Origin of the sequence: Pseudomonas sp. B14-6 (assembly GCF_013260315.1) — a bacterium.
Lineage (GTDB): Bacteria > Pseudomonadota > Gammaproteobacteria > Pseudomonadales > Pseudomonadaceae > Aquipseudomonas > Aquipseudomonas mandelii.
This window is the reverse complement of the sequence record NZ_CP053929.1, coordinates 4,345,885-4,369,036: the sequence shown is the minus strand read 5'-3', so window position 1 is coordinate 4,369,036 and position 23,152 is coordinate 4,345,885. Positions and strand designations below refer to the sequence as shown.

The following is a 23,152-nucleotide window of genomic DNA, read 5'->3' as shown; positions in this document are numbered from 1 at the left end:
ATCCACAGGAGCGTGGAACATGCGTTGGGCGACTTATTTCGCCGTGTTGGCGTCTGTCTTGAGTGTTGGCCTGGCCCTGGGGGTCAGCATGCCGCTGGTGTCGTTTCGCCTGGAAAGCTGGGGCTACGGCTCGTTCGCCATCGGTGTGATGGCGGCGATGCCGGCCATTGGCGTGCTGCTGGGGGCGAAGATTTCCAGCCATCTGGCCTCGCGTCTGGGCACGGCCAACCTCATGCGTCTGTGCCTGTGGGCCGGGGCGGTGTCCATCGGCTTGCTGGCGCTGTTGCCGAGCTATCCGGTCTGGCTGGTGATGCGCCTGATGATCGGGGTGATCCTGACCCTGGTCTTCATCCTCGGCGAAAGCTGGATCAACCAACTGGTGATCGAACAATGGCGCGGACGATTGGTGGCGCTGTACGGCAGCAGTTACGCGCTGAGTCAGCTGGCCGGGCCGTTGCTGCTGGGCGTTCTGGGCACCGAACACGATTACGGCTTCTGGGTCGGCGTCGGCTTGCTCATAGCGGCTCCGCTCCTGTTGCTGGGCCGCAGCGGCGCACCGTCCAGTGAGGCTGCCAGCGTGACGTTTGGCGACTTGTGGGGCTTCTGCCGTGGCTTGCCGGCGATTGCCTGGGCGGTGTCGCTGTTCGCGGCGTTTGAAGCGATGATCCTGACCTTGTTGCCGGTGTATTGCCTGCGTCAGGGTTTCACCACGGAAATCGCCTTGGCGATGGTCAGCACCGTGGTGGTGGGTGATGCCCTGCTGCAATTGCCGATCGGCGCGCTGGCGGATCGCTTGTCACGCCGGACTTTGTTCACCGGTTGCGCGGTGGTGTTGCTGCTTTCGAGTCTGGCGATCCCGTTGCTCATCGACACCTTGCTGATCTGGCCGTTGTGGGTGCTGTTTGGCGCCAGCGCCGGAGGATTGTTCACCTTGTCGCTGATCCTGATCGGCGAACGCTATCGCGACGATGCACTGGTGCGAGCCAACGCGCACATTGCGCAGCTGTGGGGCATCGGTTGCCTGATCGGGCCTTTGGCGGCCGGTGCCGGCAGCCAATGGATCAGCGGGCATGCGTTGCCGCTGTTCATGGCCGCGGGGGCGTTCGGGTTGGTGATCTTACTGTCACGCCAAGGCGCGTTCGGTGGAGTTGCCGAACCGGCCTGAAACCCTGCACAAGCGTGTGGCGAGGGAGCTTGCTCCCGCTCGACTGCGCAGCAGTCGCCTATCGGAGCCCTCGTTCAGTCTGAATGAACGGGGGCTTCTGGTTTAGGGCCGCTTCGCGACCCAGCGGGAGCAAGCTCCCTCGCCACACTTGATTGATGGAAGCAACGCTACAACATCCGCTCAAGGCCGACCGCCGTGCTGAACCAGGAATTGAAGCGGCGCCATAGACTCCCTGGCTCCTTGGTCAGCGTGTGCATTTTGCCGTCATCCTCCGTCACCCAGACGATCCGGTCATTCTCCAGTTTCACCTGATAGCTCAAGGGCGGCGCCATACCCTCCATGGCCGCTCTACGCACATGCGCGGCGAGTTCGGGGCTGTCCACCAGCACGCCGACTTCGGTGTTCCACAGCACCGAGCGTGGATCGAAGTTGAATGAGCCGATGAAGGATTTCTGCTGGTCGAAGATCATCGCCTTGCTGTGCAGGCTGGAATCGGAACCCCGGAAGGACTTGCTGTAGAAAATATGCGGCCCGCTGCCGCCGCCTTCGCCGGGCTGGCGGCGCAGTTCGTACAGCTTCACGCCATGTTCCAGCAGCGCCCGGCGATAAGGCGCGTAACCGCCGTGCACGGCCGGCACGTCCGTGGCTTCCAGCGAGTTGGTCAACAAACTCACCGACACCCCGGCGTCGGCCCGGCCGGTGAGGTAGACCAACCCCGGCTGCCCCGGTACGAAGTAAGCCGAGATCATGATCAGTTCTTTGCTGACGCCCGTAAGCTCCGGCGCCAGTTGCGTGGTCAGCAACAAATGGGGGTCAGGCTCGCCGTCCGACAAGACCTTGCTCGGTGCATCCCACAGCGCCTGGTTCCAGGCCCAGATCAGCTCCCGGCGCCAGATGTCCATGCGTGGCTTTGTGGTGTAAGTCATCAACTGCTGATACAGCGCATGATTCTGCTTGCGGGTCTCTTCCAGGGATTCTTCCAGGCGCGTGCGGGTATTTTGCAGGTCCTTTTGCGTCGGTCTGCTCGACAGGAACTCGTCGATCGGTTTGCTCAGCGCGCTGTTCCAGTACTGGTCGAAGCTGTGGCCAAGCTGTTCCGCCACCGGTCCGACGCCGAGCATGTCGATGTCGGTGAAATTCAGGTTGGGCTCGGCATCGAAGTATTCGTCTCCCAGGTTACGGCCGCCGACGATGGCCGCACTGTTGTCCGCCAGCCACAACTTGTTGTGCATGCGCCGATGTTGCAGCGACAGGTTGAACAAGCGGCCCATGGTGCGCGTCACGCCCGTGGCGCGGCCCAGGTGCAGCGGGTTGAACAGGCGGATCTGGATCTGCGGGTGCGCAGCGAGGGTCGCGATGATCCAGTCCAGGCCGTCGCTGGTGGTGTCATCGAGCAGGATTCTCACCCGCACGCCGCGATCCGCAGCCTTGAGTAATTCGTCCGCCAGCATCCGCGTGCTGATGCCGTCATGCACGATGTAGTACTGCAAGTCGAGGCTGCTTTGGGCATTGCGGATCAGCTCGGCACGGGCCATGAAGGCTTCGCTGCTGTTGGACAGCAAGCGAAAGCCGGACCTGCCCTCGTGGGGCGCGGCCTGGGCCTGGATCGAGCGGCCGAACGCCGAATCGCTGGCGGGTAAAGCCTGGCTCGGTTCGCGTTGAACGTCGAAGCTGGCGCAACCGCCCAGAAACGAGGCGAGTAGCAGAAGAGCAAGTAGGGGCTGTCTGACTCTCACGTAGGAACGTTCCGATTGGCGGCAAAGGTCGGTATATGGACGCTGGATTCCTGAGAAAGGTCAGTCGGTGATGTGGTCCGTTTCTGCCAGCAGTTTGATCGCTGCGGCGCCGACCTTGCGCACGGCTTCTTCGATCAGCGGTGTTGGCTTGGCAGCGTAGTTCATCCGCAGGCAGTTGCGGTACTTGCCCGAGGCGGAAAAGATGCTACCGACGGCAATCTGTACGCCTTGATCATGCAGGGCGCGATTCAGTTTCAGGGTGTCAAAGCCGTCCGGCAGCTCAACCCACAACATGAAGCTGCCTTGCGGGCGACTGGCGCGGGTGCCGGCGGGGAAATAGCGCGTGACCCAGTCGATCATCAGGTCGCGACTGCGTTGGTATTGCGTGCGCATCCGCCGCAAATGCGGTTCGAAATGCCCGGCCTTGAGAAATTCGGCAATCGCAATCTGCGGTTGTGGCGCGGTAGAGCCGGTGCTGATGTATTTCATGTGCAGCACCCGTTCCAGATAGCGTCCGGGCGCGACCCAGCCAATGCGCAGCCCGGGTGCCAGGGTTTTGGAAAAGGAACTGCACAGCAACACGCGGCCGTCTTCGTCGAAGGATTTGATCGTGCGTGGGCGCGGGTAGCTGTAGGAGAGTTCGCCATACACATCGTCTTCGATAATCGCTACGTCGAAACGCTGTGCGAGCGTCAACAAGGCGCGTTTGCGCGATTCCGGCATGATGTAGCCCAGCGGGTTGTTGCAGTTGGGCGTCAACTGTATGGCCTTGATCGGCCATTGCTCCAACGCCAGTTCGAGCGCATCGAGGCTGATCCCGGTGATCGGGTCGGTGGGGATTTCCAGGGCTTTCATGCCCAGGCCCTTGAGGGTCTGCATGGCGCCGTGAAAACTGGGCGAGTCCACCGCCACAATGTCCCCCGGCTCGCAAATCGCACGAATGCTGGTGGACAGCGCTTCATGGCAGCCGGTGGTCACCACCAGGTCGTGGGCGGTCAATTGGCACCCGGAATCGAGCATCAGGCGAGCAATCTGTTCGCGCAGTTCGAGGGTGCCGTAGATGTTGTCGTAATACAGACCGGGCATGTCCTGGCGACGGCTGATGCGCGCCAGGTTGCGCAGCAACGGTTTCATGGTCGGCGTGGTGATGTCCGGCATGCCGCGGCCCAGTTGCACGACGTCCTTGCGCGGGACGGCGCGGATCAATTCCAGCACCTGATCCCACTGCGAAATATCCACCGGACGCTGGGCCGGACGGCCGATGGCCGGCAGCTCCGGCAATTCGCGGCCCACCGGTACGAAATAGCCGGACTTGGGTTTGGGTGTCGCCAGCCCGCTGTCTTCCAGCACGCGATAGGCCTGCTGCACCGTGCTCAGGCTGACCCCGTGCTCGACACTCAACGCCCGCACCGACGGCAGCCGGTCACCGGGGCGATAGAAGCCCTGTTCGATACGGGTGCCGAGCAATTCGGCGAGGTTGACGTAAAGGGTCATGGCGCAGTCTCGATGCGGGTGATTCGGTTAACCAGTACAGATGGGGCTAAATTATCGGATTCAGACGCTGAATCGAAGAATCTGTATGGGGTTAATACAGTCTCGTTGAATCTGTAATGCTTTTTGCCGTCCGCGCATCATGAAAGCTCTGGCTACCCAAGTAAACAGGAGCAATCAAAATGAACGGCTTGAGCGATGTGCGGCTGACGTTACACAGTCAGGAACTGGCGGCAGGGCAGAAAAACGGTGCGCGCGAGGCAGTCATGCGCAATGCGCCGTCCGGCCTGAGTCGCTGGGGTCTGTTCTGGCATCGTCTGCACACGCGCAAGGCGTTGCTGACGCTCACGCCCGAGCAACTCAGGGATGTGGGGTTGAGTCGGGAGCAGGCGCGGGAGGAGGGGCTTAAGCCTTTCTGGCGGATCTGAGTTTTGTGGTGTTCTGGAGGGCCTCTTCGCGGGCAAGCCTCGCTCCTACAGGGTTAGTGTCGATCTTCCGACCGACGCATAACCTGTAGGAGCGAGGCTTGCCCGCGAAGGCGTCCGCAAAAACGCTACAACTTCCTCAGACCAACTCTTTAAGCCGATGCCACAACATCCCCAGCGCCAACAGCGGCGAGCGTAAATGCTTCCCGCCGGGGAAGGTGATATGCGGGACGCGAGCGAACAGATCAAACCCGCCCCCTTGCTGCCCACTGATCGCCTCGGCCAACAACTTGCCCGCCAGGTGCGTGGCATTCACCCCATGTCCGGAATACGCCTGGGCGTAATACACATTCGGCTGATCCTTGAGCTGGCCAATCTGCGGCAGTCGGTTGGCGCCGATGCCGATCATCCCGCCCCATTGATAGTCGATCTTCACCCCGCCCAGTTGCGGGAAGACTTCCAGCATCTTCGGCCGCATGTACGCGCCAATGTCCTTCGGGTCGCGGCCCGAATAATGGCAGGCACCGCCAAACAGCAAGCGTCGATCCGCCGAAAGCCGGTAGTAATCCAGCGCCACCCGTTGATCGCAGACCGCCATGTTCTGCGGCAGGAGCGAGTGCGCCAGCTCTTCACTCAACGGCTCGGTGGCAATGATGTAGCTGCCCGCGGGCAGCACCTTACCGCTGAGCTGCGGGTTGAGTTGGTTGAGGTAAGCGTTGCAGCCCAGCACCAGCGTCTTGGCGCGGACCGAGCCTTGGGCGGTATGGACCTTTACTTCGGGGCCGTAATCGATGCGGGTCACCGCCGAGTGTTCGAACAGCTTTGCGCCCAGCTGCTGCGCGGCGGCCGCTTCGCCCAGTGCCAGGTTAAGCGGGTGAAGATGGCCCGAACCCATGTCGATCAAGCCGCCGACGTAGCGGTCCGAACCCACCACCGAGTGCATTTCATTGGCTTGCAGCAGCCGGGTTTCATAGCGGTAGCCGAGGCTGCGCAGCTCTTCGGCATCTTCGGCGAAACCCTCGAGGTCGCGGGGTTTGTTCGCCAGGTCGCAGTAACCCCAGGTCAGGTCGCACGGAATCTGGAAACGCTCGACACGCTGGCGGACGATTTCCACCGCTTCCAGGCCCATGAGTTTCATCTGGCGCACGCCTTGCGCACCGAGCACGTCGGTGAACTGATCGAGGCCATGACCGACGCCGCGAATCAATTGCCCGCCATTGCGTCCGCTGGCACCCCAGCCAATCTTGTGCGCTTCCAGCAAGATCACGCTGAGGCCGCGTTCGGCCAGCTCAAGCGCCGTGTTCAGCCCGGAAAACCCGCCGCCGACCACGCACACGTCCGCCACCAGATCGCCTTGCAGCACCGGATGATCGGGCTGCGGCAGGCTGCTGGCGGCGTAGTAAGAGGCAGTGTGCTGGGCACGGGCATTCATGTGAGCGTCCCTGATTCGTGTGTCTATAAAATTTGACGGAGCATAAGCCGGACGTTCCGTCGCGGGCAACATTGGTCGGTTCGTGCTGTCTGGATCGCGGCTTTTGCGTCAGAATCCCGGTCTATTCCGCTTTGGGTCACCGCTTCGATGAGCTGCAACAGCCAGAAAATCCGCACGCTTCGCCAGCAGATTCCCTCGTTCGAGTGCGTGCCCGGCTGCCATGACTGCTGTGGACCGGTGACCACCTCGCCGGAAGAAATGTCCCGCCTGCCGCGCAAGACCCGGGCCGAGCAGGATGCGGCGATGGATGAACTCAACTGCGTGCACCTGGGCCCCAATGGCTGCACGGTGTATGACGAGCGGCCGCTGATCTGCCGATTGTTTGGGACCACCAAGACCTTGCCGTGCCCGAATGGGCGGGGGCCCGTGGAGCTGATTCATCCGCGGGTGGAGAAGCAGATTCATGAGTACATGGCGTCGACCCGGCAGGTCCTCGTCTGAGGGAAGACCGAGTCGCCTGTATCGCTAGCAGGCTAGCTCCCACACTGGATCTGCGTCATGCACAGACTGTGTGCCCGCTGAAGATCAGCGGTGGGAGCGAGCCTGCTAGCGATGGGGTCTGAACAGACACCACAAAGTCTCAATCCGGAATCGGCAGGCACAAACTCTCTTTCACCTCTTCCATCACGATATAGCTCTTGGATTCGCGCACATGCGGCAGCTTGAGCAGGATGTCGCCCAGCAGCTTGCGGTAGGAAGCCATCTCGGAAATCCGCGCCTTCACCAGGTAGTCGAAATCCCCCGACACCAAATGGCACTCCAGCACATGGGGCAGTTTCAGCACCGCACGTCGGAACTCTTCGAAAGTGTCGCCGGATTTGTAGTCGAGGCTGATCTCGACGAACACCAGAAGACTACCCTTGAGGTGCTGCGGATTGAGCCGGGCGTTGTAGCCCATGATGATCCCTTCGCGCTCCAGGCGCCGGACCCGCTCGGTACACGGAGTGGTCGAGAGCCCGACCTTTTCCCCAAGCTCGGTGAAGGAGATGCGTCCGTCCGCTTGCAGGATCCGCAGGATGTTGCGGTCGATCTTGTCCAGCTCACGTTTGGTCTGAGTGTTGGTACGCATAGGGGATGCGCCTCCGTGAAAAGGGTTTTTGCCGAGAATTCTCGCCAAATATAGGCAGTTATATAGTGAAAAGCACTGCCTAATCTTTTTTACACTGCGCACATCAATGCTCTACAACTACGAACGTCAGCGGCAAGCCGCGATGAGGGATATGAAAATGCGCGTTATGGTCTTGGGTAGCGGCGTCATCGGTACCACCAGTGCTTATTATCTGGCGCGTGCCGGGTTCGAAGTGGTGGTGGTGGACCGTCAGCCGGCCGCTGCCATGGAGACCAGTTTCGCCAACGCCGGGCAGGTATCGCCGGGTTATGCCTCGCCGTGGGCCGCGCCGGGCGTGCCGCTCAAGGCCATCAAGTGGCTGTTGCAGCGCCACGCACCGCTGGCGATCAAGGCCACCGCCGACATCGACCAATACCTGTGGATGGCGCAGATGCTGCGCAACTGCACCGCCAGCCGTTATGCGGTGAACAAGGAGCGCATGGTGCGTCTGTCCGAGTACAGCCGTGACTGCCTCGACGAACTGCGCGCTGAAACCGGCATAGCCTATGAAGGCCGCAGCCTCGGGACGACCCAACTGTTCCGCACCCAGGCTCAACTGGACGGCGCGGCGAAAGACATCGCTGTTCTGAAAGAGTCCGGCGTGCCGTTCGAACTGCTCGACCGCGCTGGCATTGCCCGCGTTGAGCCGGCCCTGGCCAGCGTCACTGATATCCTCGCCGGTGCCTTGCGCCTGCCGAACGACCAGACTGGCGACTGCCAGATGTTCACCACTCGCCTGGCCGAAATGGCCGTCAAATTGGGCGTGGAATTCCGTTTCGGCCAGGACATTCAGAAGCTCGACTTCGCCGGTGATCGCATCAACGGCGTATGGATCGACGGCAAGCTGGAAACCGCGGATCGCTACGTGCTGGCACTCGGCAGCTACTCGCCGCAACTGCTCAAGCCACTGGGCATCAAGGCCCCGGTGTATCCGCTCAAGGGTTACTCCCTGACCGTGCCGATCACCAACCCGGCGATGGCTCCGACCTCGACCATTCTCGACGAGACCTACAAGGTCGCGATCACCCGTTTCGACAACCGCATCCGCGTCGGCGGCATGGCTGAAATAGCCGGTTTTGACCTGTCGCTGAACCCGCGTCGGCGCGAAACCCTGGAGATGATCGTCAACGACCTTTATCCTCAGGGCGGCGATCTGGCCCAGGCGAGTTTCTGGACCGGTCTGCGTCCGACCACTCCGGACGGCACGCCCATCGTTGGTGCCACCCCGTTCAGCAACCTGTTCCTGAACACCGGTCACGGCACGCTCGGCTGGACCATGGCGTGCGGCTCCGGCCGTTTGCTGGCTGACCTGATGGCGAAGAAAACGCCGCAGATCAGCGCCGAAGGCCTCGATATTTCCCGTTACGGCACAAAACTTCAGGAGTCCGCAAAACATGTCAATCCAGCGCCAGCTCACCAATGAGCGCATGAGCCAGATCGTTGTCCACAGCGGCACCGTCTATCTGGCAGGGCAGGTCGGCGACGACATGAATGCCGGGATTGAACAGCAGACCCGTGAAACCCTCGCCAATATCGAGCGTTTGCTCGATCTGGCAGGCACCGACAAGAGCCGTTTGCTCTCGGTCACGATTTACCTGAAAGACATCGACGCGCATTTCGAAGGCATGAACGCGGTGTGGGACAAGTGGCTGCCAAAAGGCGTCGCCCCGGCCCGTGCGACCGTTGAGTCGAAGCTGTGCGAACCGCAAATCCTGATCGAGCTGTCGGTCGTCGCCGCTCTGCCGTAAGCCTGTCAGGACGTTAGAAAGATCCCTCTTCCGGTGCTGTTGGCGATTCACGCCGTCAGCCAGCGCCGGTTTTTATTCCCATGACCGCCTAGAAGTCTGCCGCCATGCGTCCAGCCCGTGCCCTGATCGACCTTCAAGCCCTGCGTCACAACTACCGGATCGCCCGTGAAACCACGGGGGCCAAGGCCCTCGCCGTGATCAAGGCGGATGCCTACGGCCATGGCGCGGTGCGTTGCGCCCAGGCGCTGGAAGCCGAGGCGGATGGATTTGCCGTGGCTTGTATCGAAGAAGCGTTGGAGCTGCGCGCGGCTGGCATTCGGGCGCCGGTGTTGTTGCTGGAAGGTTTTTTCGAAGCCGATGAGCTGTCGCTGATCGTCGAGTATGATTTCTGGTGCGTGGTGCATTCGTTGTGGCAGCTCGAAGCCATCGAGAACGCCGCGTTGAGCAAACCCATCACGGTCTGGCTCAAGCTCGATTCGGGTATGCACCGGGTTGGCTTGCATCCAAAGGATTATCACGCGGCGTATCAACGGCTGCTGGCCAGCGGCAAGGTGGCGAAGATTGTCTTGATGAGCCACTTCGCCCGCGCCGATGAGCTGCACGAGCAGGCCAGCGCCGAGCAGGTCGCTGTGTTTGAAGCGGCACGTAAAGGTTTGTCGGCCGAGATCAGCTTGCGCAACTCGCCGGCGGTACTCGGTTGGCCGCAGATTCCGAGCGATTGGGTTCGCCCGGGCATCATGCTCTACGGCGCCACGCCGTTTGAAGAAGCCAACGCCGTGGCCTCCCGTTTGCAGCCGGTGATGACCCTGGAATCGAAAGTGATCTGCGTGCGTGAACTGCCGGCCGGCGAGCCGATCGGTTATGGCGCCAAATTCATCACCCCCAAGCCCATGCGCGTCGGGGTGGTGGCCATGGGTTATGCCGATGGTTACCCGCGTCAGGCACCGACCGGCACGCTAGTATTGGTCGCCGGGCAGCGCAGCCAGTTGATTGGCCGGGTGTCGATGGACATGCTCTGCATCGATCTGACCGATGTACCGCAGGCCGGCCTGGGTTCGACCGTTGAGTTGTGGGGTAAAAACATCCTCGCCAGCGACGTGGCCGCCGCCGCTGACACGATTCCCTATCAGATCTTCTGCAACCTGCGCCGGGTGCCAAAGCTCTATTCCGAGGGTTAGCGGTCAGCAGTCCGTACCGGAAGTCGCTTCGCTGAACAGGATTCAGGCCAAAGTGTTGTAAATACTGAACGCTGTCGCCATGATAACGCTCAATATTTCTACAACCTGAATCTTGGAGGCGCAAGCTTGGACGTCGGTGAACGACTGCAATCCATCCGTAAGCTCAAAGGTCTTTCCCAGCGTGAGCTCGCCAAGCGCGCGGGCGTCACCAACAGCACGATTTCCATGATCGAGAAGAACAGCGTCAGCCCCTCGATCAGTTCGCTGAGGAAGGTACTGGGCGGGATTCCCATGTCCATGGTCGAGTTCTTTTCCGAAGAAATCCTGCAGGAAAAACCGACGCAGATCGTCTACAAGGCCAACGAGCTGATCGATATTTCCGATGGTGCAGTGACCATGAAACTGGTCGGTCGGGCGCATCCGAGCCGGGCTATCGCCTTCCTCAATGAAATCTACCCGCCTGGCGCCGACACCGGTGACGAGATGCTCACCCATGAGGGCGAGGAAACCGGCATTTTGGTGGAAGGCCGACTGGAACTGGTGGTAGGCCTCGAAACTTTTGTGCTCGAAGCGGGGGATAGCTACTACTTTGAAAGTACCAAGCCACACCGTTTCCGTAATCCGTTCGATGCGCCGGCGCGACTAATCAGCGCAGCCACGCCCGCGAATTTCTAAGAGAAGAGGCGTCCTGCCAGCATGGCGGAGGCACCCAAACCGTTTTTCCATTGCGCAACAAGACCCCTTCGACTTTGGGGTTGTTTCAGTGTGACGGGGTTACCGTTATACTTGCGCCCGCCTGCGAACCGTGGCCGTAGGCGTGACTAGCCACCATTGAGGGTGAACGCGTGAATCTAATTATGAAAATGCTGGCCGTACCAGCAACCGTATTGGCCCTATGGGCAGTCAGCGCACAAGCAGCGACCAACGACGATATTGCTAAACGCCTTGAGCCAGTCGGCCAGGTTTGCGTCCAGGGTCAAGAGTGCAAGGGGATGGAAGTTGCTGCTGCTACTGGCGGTGGCGGTGCCAAGACGCCTAAAGATGTGATTGCAAAACATTGCAATGCTTGCCACGGAACCGGCCTGCTGGGTGCGCCGAAAATCGGCGACAAGGCTGCCTGGAAAGAGCGCGCCGATCACCAGGGCGGCCTAGACGGCATCCTGGCCAAAGCCATTACCGGTATCAATGCGATGCCGCCTAAAGGCACCTGCGCCGACTGCTCCGACGACGAGCTGAAGGGCGCCATCAAAGAAATGTCCGGCCTGTAACACGCCAGCATCTTCAGCGAAAAAGCCGCTTACGAGCGGCTTTTTTGTGCCTGCGATTTTCCTTGGGGACTATTCTTTGCAGTAAAGGCCCGGCAAGCTCGGTCCAACCCCAATTCACGGAATGTAAGGGAGGATCAGATGGTGCAGCTGTGTTCTATCGAGCAGGCGGTCGATGACGTATTGGCGCGGTTGCCAGCGCATATCCACATGGGCCTGCCTCTGGGCCTGGGCAAACCCAACCACTTCGTCAACGCGTTGTTCCAGCGCGTCGCGCAACTGCCCGACCGGCAGCTGACGATCTACACTGCCCTGTGCCTGGGCCGCCCGGCCTTGGGCGACGGTTTGCAAAAGCGCTTCCTCGAACCCTTCATCGAGCGAGTGTTTGGCGATTATCCGGAGCTGGATTTTCTCGCCGGACTGCACAAAGACAGCCTGCCGGCGAACATTCACGTCCATCAATTCTTTATGCAGCCCGGCAGCCTGCTGCATAGCGAATCGGCCCAGCAGGATTACGTCAGCAGCAACTACAGCCACGCCGCGCGGGACATCAACGCCGCCGGTTTGAACCTCGTGGCGCAACTGGTGGCCAGCCACGCCGAACACCCGGATCGTCTGAGCCTGAGCTGCAACCCTGACATCACCCTCGACCTGTTTCCGATGATCGCCAAACGCCGGGCGGCGGGAGAGACGATCCTGCTGGTGGGCCAGGTGCACAACGATTTGCCCTACATGCCCGGTGACGCCGAAATAGGTATCGACACCTTCGACCTGCTGATCGACGAGAAGGACAACACCACACTGTTCTCCACGCCGAACTTGCCCGTGGGTTTCCAGGATCACTTCATCGGCTTGCACGCCAGTACGCTGGTGCGCGATGGCGGCACCTTGCAGATCGGCATCGGTGCCATGGGCGATGCCCTGACCGCAGCGTTGCTGGCGCGTCAGGCCGACAATGCCGGTTACAAGGCGTTGCTGGCGGATATCAATCTCAGCCAGTGGGCGCAGTTGATCGACCGCGAAGGCGGCATCGATCCGTTCGCGAAGGGCCTTTACGGTTGCAGTGAAATGTTCGTGAACGGCTTGCTGGTGCTGGCCGATGCCGGAATCGTGCGGCGCAAGGTCTACCCGGACGTGCCGACCCAGCAACAAGCCAATGCCGGCACTCTCGACGAAGCCGCGCAAACCGATGGCATCTCGGTGCATGGCGGGTTCTTCCTCGGGCCGCGCAGTTTCTACGAGCGCCTGCGCGAGCTTCCGCAAAGCAAGCGACTCGAATTCAACATGACCCGCATCAGCTACATCAACGAGCTCTACGGTCAGGAAGAACTCAAACGCTTGCAGCGTCTGGACGCGCGCTTCATCAATACCGTGTTCACCATGACCCTGCTCGGCGCGGGCGTGGCCGATCAGCTCGAAAGCGGGCGAGTGCTGAGCGGCGTTGGCGGGCAATACAATTTTGTTGCTCAGGGCCATGCGCTGGAGGGCGCGCGGTCCGTGCTGCTGTTGCGCAGCTGGCGCGAGGCGGGCGGTGAGGTCAGTTCGAACATCGTCTGGGAATACGGCCACTGCACGATCCCACGGCATCTGCGGGACATCGTGGTCACCGAGTACGGCATCGCCGATCTGCGCGGCAAGACCGATGCGGCGGTGATCGAGGCATTGCTGAATATCAGCGACTCTCGCTTCCAGCCGGGGCTGATCGAGCAGGCGCAGAACGTTGGCAAATTGCCGAAGAATTTCCGCATCGATCCGCGTTTTGCCGACAACAGCCCGGAGCGTTTGCAGGCGATTCAGGCGTTGCATCCGAATTTGTTTCCGGAGTATCCGCTGGGGTGTGATTTCACTGCGGTGGAGAGGGATTTGTTGCGGTCGCTGAACTGGTTGAAGAGCAAGTTCAAGCTCTCGGAGATTCTGGAGTTGGGCAAGGCTGCGCTGGATGCGCCGGAACCTGCGGCGTTTCCCGAGCATCTGGAGCGGATGCAGCTGACCAACCCGGAAGGGCTGAAAGAGGACCTGTTTCAGCGGCTGCTACTCGCCGGCCTCAAGGCCACCGCGCCATAACAGCCACTCCAAAACCACTGTGGGAGCGAGCCTGCTCGCGAATGCTGAGTATCAGTCGACATCATCGTTGACTGATCCAGCGCTTTCGCGAGCAGGCTCGCTCCCACAAGGGATATGCGGTGTGGCTTTATTCGATGAAGGTCACGACGCCGCCGGCCAGCGACTGCACACGAGCCAGCGACTCAACGCGATAACCCTGCGCATCCAGTTCCGCACGCCCACCCTGGAACGACTTCTCGATCACGATCCCCAAACCCGCCACGGTGGCGCCGGCCTGTTTGATGATCGAGATCAGCGCCTGGGACGCCTTGCCGTTGGCCAGGAAGTCATCGATGATCAGCACGCGGTCGCTGCTGGTCAGGTGGCGCGGGGAGATGGCCACGGTGCTTTCGGTCTGCTTGGTGAACGAGTAAACGGTCGCCGACAGAAGGTTTTCAGTCAGGGTCAGTGACTGGTGCTTGCGGGCAAAAATCACCGGCACGCCGAGGTTCAGGCCGGTCATGATCGCCGGGGCGATGCCCGAAGCTTCGATCGTGACGATCTTGGTGATGCCCGAGTCCTTGAACAGCGCAGCGAATTCATCGCCGATCAGCTTCATCAGGGCCGGGTCGATCTGGTGGTTCAAAAAGGCATCGACCTTCAAGACCTGATCGGAAAGCACGATGCCTTGTTCGCGGATTTTCTGGTGCAGTGCTTCCATGAAGCGTTCCTCTACTGGCGCCATGTGCGCCTAGCTTGTCAAAAATGCCTGGTTAAAAAGTGTTCGGTTAAAAAGTGCTCAATTCTAGCGCTTTAACATTGCCCGTATATCCGCCAATGCGGTATTGCCGCGAACGGCTTTGACTTCAACAGGTGTGTCGTCGTTGCCTTCCCACGCCAGGTCGTCCGGCGGCAGCTCATCCAGGAAGCGGCTCGGCGCGCAGTCGATGATCTCGCCGTATTGCTTGCGCTTGGCGGCGAAGGTGAAGGCCAGGGTCTGACGCGCGCGGGTAATGCCAACGTAGGCCAGGCGGCGTTCTTCTTCGATGGTGTCGGCTTCGATGCTGGAGCGGTGCGGGAGGATTTCCTCTTCCATGCCCATGATGAACACGTAAGGGAATTCCAGGCCCTTGGAAGCGTGCAAGGTCATCATCTGCACACCTTCAGCGCCGTCTTCCTCTTCCTGCTGACGTTCCAGCATGTCGCGCAGGACGAGTTTGCCGATGGCGTCTTCGACGGTCATTTCGCCTTCTTCGTCTTTTTCCAAGGTGTTTTTCAACGCCTCGATCAGGAACCAGACATTACCCATGCGGTAATCGGCGGCCTTGTCGCTGGAGCTGTTGGTGCGCAGCCAGTTCTCGTAGTCGATGTCCATGACCATGCTGCGCAGCGCCGAGATCGGGTCTTCGCCGGCGCATTGCTCGCGGACCTTGTCCATGAAGCGCTTAAAGCGTGACAGACGATCAGTGAAACGCGCATCCAGGTGCTCGCCCAGGCCGATTTCGTCGGTGGCGGCATACATCGAGATTTTGCGCTCGGTGGCGTAGTTGCCCAGCTTCTCCAGCGTGGTCGAACCGATCTCCCGGCGCGGGACGTTGATCACCCGCAGGAAGGCGTTGTCGTCGTCCGGGTTCACGATCAGGCGGAAGTAGGCCATCAGGTCTTTCACTTCCTGGCGACCGAAGAAGCTGTTGCCGCCGGACAAACGATACGGAATCTGGTGGTGCTGCAGCTTCAGTTCGATCAGCTTGGCCTGGTAGTTACCGCGATACAGGATCGCGAAATCGCTGTAAGGCCGGTCCGTGCGCAGGTGCAGGGTCAGCAGTTCCACGGCCACGCGCTCGGCTTCGGCGTCTTCGTTGCGGCAGCGGATCACGCGGATTTCGTCGCCGTGGCCCATCTCGCTCCACAGCTGCTTTTCGAATTCGTGCGGGTTGTTCGAGATCAGCACGTTGGCGCAGCGCAGGATGCGGCTGGTGGAACGGTAGTTTTGCTCGAGCATGACGACTTTCAGGGACGGGTAATCGTCCTTGAGCAGCATCAGGTTTTCCGGGCGGGCGCCGCGCCAGGCGTAGATCGACTGGTCATCGTCGCCGACCACGGTGAACTGGTTGCGCGTGCCGATCAGCAGTTTCACCAGCAAATACTGGCTGGCGTTGGTGTCCTGGTATTCGTCCACCAGCAGGTAGCGGACTTTGTTCTGCCATTTTTCGAGGATGTCGGCGTGTTCCTGGAACAGCTTCACCGGCAGCAGGATCAAGTCGTCGAAGTCCACCGCGTTGAACGCCTTGAGCGTGCGCTGATAGTGGGTGTAGACGATGGCGGCGGTCTGTTCCTTGGGATTGCGCGCGTTTTCCAGGGCTTCGGGCGGCAGGATCAGGTCGTTTTTCCACGAGCCGATCATGTTCTTGATCTCGTCGACGCCGTCGTCGCCCGAGTATTCCTTCTGCATGATGTCGGTCATCAAGGCTTTGACGTCGGTTTCGTCAAAGATCGAGAAGCCCGGCTTGTAGCCCAGGCGAACATGTTCCTTGCGGATGATGTTCAAGCCCAGGTTGTGGAAGGTGCACACCGTCAGGCCACGGCCTTCGCCGCCCTTGAGCAGGGTGCCGACCCGTTCCTTCATCTCGCGCGCGGCCTTGTTGGTGAAGGTCATGGCGACGATGTACTGGGCGCGGATGCCGCAGTTCTGGATCAGATGCGCAATTTTGCGGGTGATCACGCTGGTCTTGCCGGAGCCGGCGCCGGCGAGCACCAAAAGAGGGCCGCCGACGTAGCTCACGGCTTCTTGCTGCCGGGGATTGAGTCGGGACATACGAAATCAGGGAGTCGTTAGTGAAATGGGCCGGCATTTTAACAGGCTCAGCGAATTGTGCTGCTCTCTCCGACTTGTGACGCACCACGCTATCTCTATTTGCCGGTTTTGATACTTTCAAGCAGGATGCGCGGTGAATTAGCGGCTAATGTTCGTATTCCAGACACAAACTCACGTTTGATAACTGATGTCATTTGGTCATTGGTTACAGGCGCGGCATAATGCCCGTCGCCTACATCTTTGCAGAGTCTAGGGAGCTAGCTTGTCTACGCCTGTCGAACCCTTGCGTTTGCTGCTACTGGCCGAAGAGCCGGTGTGGGCAGCGTTGTTGCGCGAGTGTCTGGCTCCGATGGGGAGCTCGGCCGTGCTTATCAGCGCGCCGAGCTGGGAGTCGGTCAGCAGTCTGTTCGATGACAACCGCAACGCGGTGTTGTTGACCATTCCAGCACTTCAGCCTCTGCCAGGCCGATGCAGCTTGCCGACAGTGTTGCTGCTCGAGCACGAGCCCCTGACGTCGCCCGATGGTGTGAGCGACTGGCTGGTGCGCGACCATCTCGATGCCGGCATGCTGCGCCGGTGCCTGCGGCATGTGCGCGAACGTGGCTTGCTGGAAAACACCCTGCAACGCCTGGCCGAGCAAGACCCGCTGACTGGCATCGCCAACCGTCAGGGCTTCCAGACCTTACTGGCCGCGCGTCTGGCGGAAAACGACGGCCGTGGCCTGGCCCTCGGTCACCTTGATCTCGACAACTTCCGTCACGCCAACGATGCCCTCGGCCACCAGGCCGGCGACCGGTTGATCCTGCAAGTGGTTGCGCGGCTGAAAAGCCAGCTTGAGGCCGGCGATCAACTGGCGCGGCTTGGCAGCGATGAATTCGCCTTGCTGATCGACACCCGCCGCGCGCCTCAGCGCGCCGAATGGATGGCCGAGCGCATCACCGAAGCCCTGGCCGAACCTTACTGGGTCGACGGCGAAAGCCTGTTGATCGGTTCCAGCCTGGGCATCGCCCACGCCCGGGCCCAGGCCGGCGCCGACCCGCTGATGTGGCACGCGCACATCGCCATGCAGCAAGCCAAGAGCACTCAGGGCTGTACCTTTCATATCTTCAACGAACGCATCAACCGCAATGCCCGCAGCATGGCCGACCTCGAAAGCGAGCTGCGTAGGGCGTTGCGCCGTGACGAACTGGAGTTGCATTACCAGCCGCGCCTGAACCTTGAGGACGGCCAGATCGTCGGCCTCGAAGCCCTGGTGCGCTGGCGGCATGCCGAGCGCGGTTTGCTGGCGCCCAGCGAGTTCGTGCCGCTGGCCGAGCAAAGCGGTTTGATCGTACCGCTCGGTTACTGGGTGATTTCCCGGGCCCTGCGGGACATGCAGGCATTGCGCGAGCGTGGTCTGCCGGCGCTGCACATGGCGATCAACCTGTCGTTCCGGCAGTTTCAGGACAGCCAGTTGTTGTCGACCCTGAGCCGGCTGATCGCCGAGCGCGGCGTCGAGGCGCAATGGCTGGAATTCGAACTGACCGAAACTGCGGTCATGCGCCGCAGCGACCTGGTGAAACAGACCATGGACGCCCTCGGGCGCCTGGGCGTGCGCTTCTCGCTGGATGATTTTGGCACCGGGTTCTCGTCCTTCGTGCACCTCAACAGCCTGCCGATTGCCTTGCTCAAGGTCGACAAGAGCTTTGTCGGCGGCATGGAAGAGCGGGAAGAGAATCGCAAACTGGTCCACGCGATGATCAACCTGGCGCACAACCTCAACCTTGAAGTGGTGGCCGAAGGCGTGGAGACGGCGGAGCAGCTGGAGTTGTTGCGCGGGTTTGGTTGCGATCAGGTGCAGGGGTATCTGATCAGCAAGCCGCTGCCGTTGGCGGAGTTGGTTGAGTATCTGACGTTTGGCAGCAGCCAGCAGCCTGCCCTCGAAATCGTGAGCTAACCCCGCCCCTGTAGGAGCGAGGCTTGCCCGCGAAGGCGTCGTGTCAGTTAACAAAGATGTCGACTGATGTGACGCCTTCGCGGGCAAGCCTCGCTCCTACAGGGGATCTCAGTCTGTCTGAGGGACTTCGAAACGCTGTACTGACGGCTCGCGCCGAATCATCCCTTTCATCTTCCACTCAAACGCCAGCGTCAGGCTCACCGCCGCGCACGCCAGGCCCAGCGCCAATCCCCACCAGACGCCTGTCGGCCCCCAGTTCAAGTTGAACGCCATCCACCACGCCGCCGGCGCACCGATCAGCCAATAGCAACCCAGTCCGACCAGGAACGTGGTCTTGGCATCCTTGAGCCCGCGGATGCAGCCCATGGCGATGGTTTGGGTGCCGTCGAACAGCTCGAACCATGCCGCCACCGCCAGCAGGCTCACAGCCAGGTTGAAGACGTCTCGAAAGGCCGGGTCGTTGTGGTCCAGGAACAAGCCGATCAACTGATTCGGCAGGAACCAGAAAACCATGGCAAAACCCAGCATCGCCGCCGCGCCAAAGGCGATTCCCACCCGGCCGGCCAGCCGCGCGTCCAGCAACTGCCCGGCACCGTAGTGCTGACCGATGCGCATGGTAATCGCGTAAGAAAGCCCCGCCGGAATCATGAACGCCACCGAAACAATCTGCAGGGCGATCTGGTGCGCCGCCAGTTGCGTACTGCCCATGGTGCCCATGCACAGCGCAGCGAATGCAAACAACCCGACTTCCACCGCGTAGGTGCCGCCGATGGGCAGGCCGAGACGCCACAGCTCTTTCAGGTACTGGCGGTTAGGCCGCGACAGACCCTGGCGCAGCGGATACGCGTCGTAAGCCGGATGCCGACGGATGTGCAGCGCCAGCGCCACGGCCATCAGGTTGGCGACGATCGCCGTGACCAGCCCGATGCCCACCAGGCCCATTTTCGGCAAGCCGAACATCCCGGTGATCAACGCGTAGTTGAGCAGGAAGTTGGCCACGGTGCCGCCGAGGCTGATGACCATCACCGGGGTCGCCCGGCCGATGGCGCTGGTGAAACCGCGCAGGGCCATGAAGCTCAGGTAGCCGGGCAGGGCGAACGGCAGGATCAGCAGGAACTGCCCGGCAGCCTGGACGTTGGTTTCGGTCTGGCCAAACAGCAGCAGCACCGGTTTCAGATTCCACAGCAGCAGGCCGGCCACCAGCGCCATCAACCACGCCAGCCACAAGCCGGCCTGGGTCAGGCGCGCGGCACCGACGATATCGCCTGCGCCCTGACGGATCGCCACCAGGGTGCCGACCGCTGCGATCACGCCGATGCAGAAGATCGACACGAACGAATACGTCGCCGCGCCCAGGCCGCCACCGGCCAGCGCTTCGGGACTCAGGCGCGCCATCATCAAGGTGTCGGTGAGGACCATCAGCATGTGCGCCAACTGCGAGGCAATCAACGGCCCCGCCAGCCGCAGGATGGCCCGGAGTTCGGTACGTGCTGGATGCTGCATGGTCATCACGCCTCGGTTATCGGAGTAAACAGGAGAGAGCCGATTCTCGGCGCTCTGCGGGGTTTTCACAAAGGGATAAAAAGGATGGGTGGCATGAGTCAGACTCATGCTGGCAAGTTTCTGCTAACGTGGCGCAACCGCGCTATAGGAGCTTTCCCAATGTCCCGTCGTCTTCCTCCCTTGTATGCCCTGCGCGCATTCGAAGCGGCGGCGCGGCATAGCTCGTTTACCCGCGCCGCTGAAGAATTGTCGATCACCCAAAGTGCGGTCAGTCGACACATTCGTACCCTCGAAGATCATTTCGCCTGCCGGCTGTTTCACCGCAGCGGGCGCAACCTGCAACTGACCGAGTCGGCGCGGTTGATCCTGCCTGGCATCCGTGAAGGTTTCACCGCGCTCGAACGCGCCTGCAATACCTTGCGCGCCGAAGACGACATCTTGCGCATGAAAGCCCCGTCGACGTTGACCATGCGTTGGCTGCTGGCGCGCCTGAGTCGCTTCCGGCACCTGCAACCGGGCAACGAAGTGCAATTGACCAGTGCCTGGATGGACATCGACACCGTGGACTTCAACCACGAACCCTTCGACTGCGCCGTCATCCTCAGTAACGGGCGTTTTCCTCCGGACTGGGAGGCGACGTTGCTGTTCCCGGAAGAACTGATCCCGGTCGGCGCGCCGAACCTGCTGAAGGACCAGCCGTGGGACGTCGCACGCCTGGCCAGCGCAGAGCTGCTGCATCCAACGCCAGATCGTCGTGACTGGCGCAGTTGGCTGGAGCGCATGGGGCTGTCGGATCAGGTCTCGCTCAAGGGCGGGCAAGTTTTCGACACGCTGGAGTTGGGCATGATCGCGGCGGCCCGAGGCTATGGCGTGTCCATGGGGGATTTGCTGATGGTGGCGGAAGATGTCGCGCAGGGTCGTCTGAGTTTGCCGTGGCCGACGGCTGTCGCCAGCGGTGAGCATTATTACCTCGTCTGGCCGAAAACCCGCCCGGGAGGTGAACGTTTGCGCCGCCTCAGCGACTTTCTGCAAGGCGAGGTCCGGGCCATGGATTTACCGGATGTCGAGCGCTTGAGCTGAATCGATGAAGCCCCAGCAATAGAGGCCTTGAGCCATATCCCGGCTATTTACTCAAGTATTCAGGTTTGCCGCCGAAAATCTGCAGGTGGGACCTTCGTGCAGGTCCCCTGTAATTCCTCTAATTAGAATTTTGCTGAGTGTGCATCGTGATCAGGATGATCCGGTCACTTGGCCAGGAGCTGTCATGTCTCAACCTCGTGCTCGGATCGCCTCACAGCTTGGTCTTGCGCTTGCCGTGATACTGGCGATCGTCATCACTGGCAGTACCGTGTTCGCCCTGCGTTCGCTGGACTCCGCCAACCTCGCCACCCGCGAAGAGCACCTGGCCAGTGAAGCCCGGTTGCTGGCCGATCAGTTGAGTACCTTTCACGGCACGTTGCGTGAAAGCACTCAGCGTCTGGCCGGTCTGTTCGAGAAGCGCTTCAGCGCCGGCCTGAGCGTGCACCCGGACGAACCGGTGGCCGTGGCGGGTACGCAGACCCCGGGCCTGCACCTGGGCAGCGAAGTGTTGAACAACAACTTCAAGGAAGTCGACGAGTTCAAGCAGATGACCGCGGGCGTTGCGACGGTGTTTGTGCGCAGCGGTGAAGATTTCATCCGCGTCAGCACGTCCTTGACCAAGCAGGACGGCAACCGGGCCATCGGCACCCTGCTGGACCACGCTCACCCGGCCTATGCACGCTTGATGGCGGGGCAGAGTTATGTCGGCCGCGCCTTGCTGTTCGACCGTTCCTACATGACGCAGTACACGCCTGTACGCGACAGCAGCGGTAAGGTGATTGCCGTGCTGTTCGTAGGATTCGATTACACCGACGCACAGAACGCACAGTTTGAGAACCTCAAACGCTTCCGCATCGGCCAGACCGGCTCGCTGGCGCTGCTCGATGAGCAGAAGAAGTGGTTGGTGCCGATTGCGGGTGTGCAAGCGCTGGATCAAGCAGTCCCGGCCATCGTCGATCTGGCGAAAACCCCGGGCAAGGGTGATTTCTGGAGCGACAAGTCCGAAGACTTCTACAGCGTGGCCGTGCCGTTTGAAGGCGGCCCATGGTCGGTGGTGGCAAGCATGCCGAAAGCCGAAATCAGCGCCGTGACCTGGAGCGTCGGCATTCAACTGGCGATCGGCAGTCTGCTGGCGACGTTAATCGCCGTCGGCTCGGCGGTCTGGCTGCTGCGCAGCAAACTTGCGCCGCTGGGTGATCTGGTGCGTCAGGCAGAAGCCCTGGGCGCCGGTGATTTGAGCGTGCGCCTGAGCGTGTCGAGCAACGACGAAATCGGTCAGCTGGCCCGTGCCTTCAACCAGATGAGCCAGGCCTTGTCGACCATGGTCGAGCACATTCGCAAGGCCTCGGTCGAGGTCAACAGCCGTGCCCAGGCGTTGTCCGGTCTGTCCGGCGGTGCCTATGAAGGGATGGAGCAGCAGTCGGGCGAAATCACCAGCATGGCCGGTGCCGTGGAAGAATTCAGCGCAACCTCGCTGAACATTGCCGACAACATGGGCAGCACCCAGCGTCTGGCGCAGGAAAACGCACAGCAAACCCAGATCGGTCGTACCTCGATGGACGAGGCGTCCTCGTCGCTGGAGCAAATCGCTGGCGCGTTGAACAGCACCGCCATCGTGATCAATACCTTGGGGCAGCGCTCCCAGGAAATCGGCGGCATCGTCGGAGTGATTACCTCGATCGCCGATCAAACCAACCTGCTGGCGCTGAACGCGGCCATCGAAGCGGCCCGCGCCGGTGAGCAAGGTCGTGGTTTTGCGGTGGTCGCCGACGAGGTGCGCAACCTGGCTTCGCGTACACGTCAGGCCACTGACGAAATTTCCGGGATGATTCAAAGCATCCAGCAGGAAACCGGCAATGCGATCAGCACCATGGAACAGGGCAATGTGCTGATGCAGGAAGGCTTGTCACGCAACGCCAACGTGGCCTCGGCCCTGGCGCGGATTGATGAACAGAGCCGTTCGGCTGGCCAGCAATTTGCGGCGATCACCACCGCGACCCAGGAGCAGAGCAGCACCGCGACCTTGCTCAGCAGCAACCTGCAAAGCATTGCGCTGGCAAACAGCGAGCAGCGGGAAGTGGTGTCGAACCTGGCCGTGACCGCCAAAGAGCTGGAGAAGCTGGCGGCGGACTTGCGCCAAGAGGTTGACCGGTTTCGTTGAGGCGTC

The 23,152-nt window shown here is 61.1% G+C and carries 19 protein-coding genes; 12 read left to right on the top strand and 7 right to left on the bottom strand.

Going from position 1 to position 23,152, the window contains the following annotated elements:
* Window positions 1-19 precede the first annotated feature (19 nt).
* Window positions 20-1,165 (top strand): MFS transporter, encoded by a 1,146-nt coding sequence (locus tag HP062_RS20055; RefSeq protein ID WP_010465183.1) that lies wholly within the window; start codon window positions 20-22, stop codon window positions 1,163-1,165.
* Window positions 1,166-1,332: 167 nt separating this feature from the next.
* Here HP062_RS20055 and HP062_RS20050 read toward each other — a convergent pair whose 3' ends face one another.
* Both HP062_RS20050 and HP062_RS20045 read right to left on the bottom strand, forming a co-directional pair.
* Window positions 1,333-2,901 carry a phospholipase D family protein gene (locus HP062_RS20050; protein ID WP_042932478.1) on the bottom strand — a complete coding sequence of 523 codons (1,569 nt, stop codon included), beginning with the start codon at window positions 2,899-2,901 and terminating at the stop codon, window positions 1,333-1,335.
* A gap of 60 nt (window positions 2,902-2,961) precedes the next feature.
* Entirely contained in the window at window positions 2,962-4,395 is a 1,434-nt protein-coding gene (locus tag HP062_RS20045; protein WP_010465180.1) for a PLP-dependent aminotransferase family protein, read from the bottom strand.
* 179 nt (window positions 4,396-4,574) lie between these two features.
* Between HP062_RS20045 and HP062_RS20040 the strand changes: the two genes are divergently transcribed.
* Window positions 4,575-4,820: a DUF1127 domain-containing protein gene (locus HP062_RS20040; RefSeq protein ID WP_010465178.1), complete on the top strand. Its 246-nt coding sequence runs from the start codon at window positions 4,575-4,577 to the stop codon at window positions 4,818-4,820.
* 136 nt (window positions 4,821-4,956) lie between these two features.
* Here HP062_RS20040 and HP062_RS20035 read toward each other — a convergent pair whose 3' ends face one another.
* Window positions 4,957-6,249 carry an FAD-binding oxidoreductase gene (locus tag HP062_RS20035; protein ID WP_077748584.1) on the bottom strand — a complete coding sequence of 431 codons (1,293 nt, stop codon included), beginning with the start codon at window positions 6,247-6,249 and terminating at the stop codon, window positions 4,957-4,959.
* A 147-nt stretch (window positions 6,250-6,396) separates the two neighbouring features.
* Here HP062_RS20035 and HP062_RS20030 point away from each other — a divergent pair, with 147 nt between their 5' ends.
* Entirely contained in the window at window positions 6,397-6,750 is a 354-nt protein-coding gene (locus HP062_RS20030; RefSeq protein WP_007947437.1) for a YkgJ family cysteine cluster protein, read from the top strand.
* Between the two features lie 139 nt (window positions 6,751-6,889).
* Here the strand turns inward: HP062_RS20030 and HP062_RS20025 are convergent, their stop codons facing one another.
* A complete protein-coding gene (locus tag HP062_RS20025; RefSeq protein WP_010465173.1) occupies window positions 6,890-7,378 on the bottom strand; it encodes an Lrp/AsnC ligand binding domain-containing protein in 489 nt (162 codons plus the stop codon).
* Window positions 7,379-7,535: 157 nt separating this feature from the next.
* Here HP062_RS20025 and dadA point away from each other — a divergent pair, with 157 nt between their 5' ends.
* The 6 genes from dadA (at window position 7,536) to HP062_RS19995 (ending at window position 13,672) form a co-directional block, all read left to right on the top strand.
* Window positions 7,536-8,840, top strand: coding sequence for a D-amino acid dehydrogenase (gene dadA / locus HP062_RS20020; protein ID WP_010465171.1), 1,305 nt, complete (start codon window positions 7,536-7,538; stop codon window positions 8,838-8,840).
* Window positions 8,812-9,165, top strand: coding sequence for a RidA family protein (locus HP062_RS20015; protein ID WP_010465169.1), 354 nt, complete (start codon window positions 8,812-8,814; stop codon window positions 9,163-9,165). The genes dadA and HP062_RS20015 overlap by 29 nt, the downstream gene beginning before the upstream one ends.
* A 104-nt stretch (window positions 9,166-9,269) precedes the next feature.
* Entirely contained in the window at window positions 9,270-10,343 is a 1,074-nt protein-coding gene (gene alr / locus HP062_RS20010) for an alanine racemase (RefSeq protein ID WP_172791927.1), read from the top strand.
* Window positions 10,344-10,469: 126 nt separating this feature from the next.
* Window positions 10,470-11,018 (top strand): cupin domain-containing protein, encoded by a 549-nt coding sequence (locus HP062_RS20005; RefSeq protein ID WP_007947433.1) that lies wholly within the window; start codon window positions 10,470-10,472, stop codon window positions 11,016-11,018.
* 182 nt (window positions 11,019-11,200) lie between these two features.
* On the top strand, window positions 11,201-11,611 hold the full coding sequence (locus tag HP062_RS20000) for a cytochrome c5 family protein (protein WP_077748586.1): 411 nt from the start codon (window positions 11,201-11,203) through the stop codon (window positions 11,609-11,611).
* Between the two features lie 138 nt (window positions 11,612-11,749).
* Window positions 11,750-13,672 carry an acetyl-CoA hydrolase/transferase family protein gene (locus HP062_RS19995; protein ID WP_172791926.1) on the top strand — a complete coding sequence of 641 codons (1,923 nt, stop codon included), beginning with the start codon at window positions 11,750-11,752 and terminating at the stop codon, window positions 13,670-13,672.
* Between the two features lie 127 nt (window positions 13,673-13,799).
* On the opposite strand, the gene HP062_RS19990 is transcribed toward HP062_RS19995, so the two are convergent.
* The gene (locus tag HP062_RS19990; protein WP_010465159.1) at window positions 13,800-14,372 is read right to left on the bottom strand and encodes a xanthine phosphoribosyltransferase; all 573 of its coding nucleotides are present in this window, start codon (window positions 14,370-14,372) and stop codon (window positions 13,800-13,802) included.
* Between the two features lie 84 nt (window positions 14,373-14,456).
* The gene (gene rep / locus HP062_RS19985) at window positions 14,457-16,466 is read right to left on the bottom strand and encodes a DNA helicase Rep (RefSeq protein WP_010465157.1); all 2,010 of its coding nucleotides are present in this window, start codon (window positions 16,464-16,466) and stop codon (window positions 14,457-14,459) included.
* A 262-nt stretch (window positions 16,467-16,728) separates the two neighbouring features.
* On the opposite strand from rep, the gene HP062_RS19980 reads away from it, so the two are divergent.
* A complete protein-coding gene (locus tag HP062_RS19980; RefSeq protein WP_010465155.1) occupies window positions 16,729-18,402 on the top strand; it encodes a bifunctional diguanylate cyclase/phosphodiesterase in 1,674 nt (557 codons plus the stop codon).
* A 108-nt stretch (window positions 18,403-18,510) separates the two neighbouring features.
* On the opposite strand, the gene HP062_RS19975 is transcribed toward HP062_RS19980, so the two are convergent.
* Window positions 18,511-19,905 carry a NorM family multidrug efflux MATE transporter gene (locus HP062_RS19975; protein WP_042932982.1) on the bottom strand — a complete coding sequence of 465 codons (1,395 nt, stop codon included), beginning with the start codon at window positions 19,903-19,905 and terminating at the stop codon, window positions 18,511-18,513.
* Between the two features lie 159 nt (window positions 19,906-20,064).
* Between HP062_RS19975 and HP062_RS19970 the strand changes: the two genes are divergently transcribed.
* Window positions 20,065-20,985: a LysR substrate-binding domain-containing protein gene (locus tag HP062_RS19970; RefSeq protein ID WP_010465151.1), complete on the top strand. Its 921-nt coding sequence runs from the start codon at window positions 20,065-20,067 to the stop codon at window positions 20,983-20,985.
* Between the two features lie 184 nt (window positions 20,986-21,169).
* The gene (locus HP062_RS19965) at window positions 21,170-23,146 is read left to right on the top strand and encodes a methyl-accepting chemotaxis protein (RefSeq protein ID WP_010465150.1); all 1,977 of its coding nucleotides are present in this window, start codon (window positions 21,170-21,172) and stop codon (window positions 23,144-23,146) included.
* Window positions 23,147-23,152: the final 6 nt, after the last annotated feature.

Coding starts and splice junctions, on each gene's coding strand:
- HP062_RS19965 (WP_010465150.1), top strand. CDS start 21,170: ATGTCTCAACCTCGTGCTCGGATCGCCTCACAGCTTGGTCTTGCGCTT.
- HP062_RS20040 (WP_010465178.1), top strand. CDS start 4,575: ATGAACGGCTTGAGCGATGTGCGGCTGACGTTACACAGTCAGGAACTG.
- HP062_RS19995 (WP_172791926.1), top strand. CDS start 11,750: ATGGTGCAGCTGTGTTCTATCGAGCAGGCGGTCGATGACGTATTGGCG.
- HP062_RS20015 (WP_010465169.1), top strand. CDS start 8,812: ATGTCAATCCAGCGCCAGCTCACCAATGAGCGCATGAGCCAGATCGTT.
- HP062_RS19970 (WP_010465151.1), top strand. CDS start 20,065: ATGTCCCGTCGTCTTCCTCCCTTGTATGCCCTGCGCGCATTCGAAGCG.
- dadA (WP_010465171.1), top strand. CDS start 7,536: ATGCGCGTTATGGTCTTGGGTAGCGGCGTCATCGGTACCACCAGTGCT.
- HP062_RS20055 (WP_010465183.1), top strand. CDS start 20: ATGCGTTGGGCGACTTATTTCGCCGTGTTGGCGTCTGTCTTGAGTGTT.
- HP062_RS20035 (WP_077748584.1), bottom strand. CDS start 6,249: ATGAATGCCCGTGCCCAGCACACTGCCTCTTACTACGCCGCCAGCAGC.
- HP062_RS19990 (WP_010465159.1), bottom strand. CDS start 14,372: ATGGAAGCACTGCACCAGAAAATCCGCGAACAAGGCATCGTGCTTTCC.
- HP062_RS19975 (WP_042932982.1), bottom strand. CDS start 19,905: ATGCAGCATCCAGCACGTACCGAACTCCGGGCCATCCTGCGGCTGGCG.
- HP062_RS20045 (WP_010465180.1), bottom strand. CDS start 4,395: ATGACCCTTTACGTCAACCTCGCCGAATTGCTCGGCACCCGTATCGAA.
- HP062_RS20025 (WP_010465173.1), bottom strand. CDS start 7,378: ATGCGTACCAACACTCAGACCAAACGTGAGCTGGACAAGATCGACCGC.
- HP062_RS20000 (WP_077748586.1), top strand. CDS start 11,201: ATGAAAATGCTGGCCGTACCAGCAACCGTATTGGCCCTATGGGCAGTC.
- alr (WP_172791927.1), top strand. CDS start 9,270: ATGCGTCCAGCCCGTGCCCTGATCGACCTTCAAGCCCTGCGTCACAAC.
- HP062_RS20030 (WP_007947437.1), top strand. CDS start 6,397: ATGAGCTGCAACAGCCAGAAAATCCGCACGCTTCGCCAGCAGATTCCC.
- rep (WP_010465157.1), bottom strand. CDS start 16,466: ATGTCCCGACTCAATCCCCGGCAGCAAGAAGCCGTGAGCTACGTCGGC.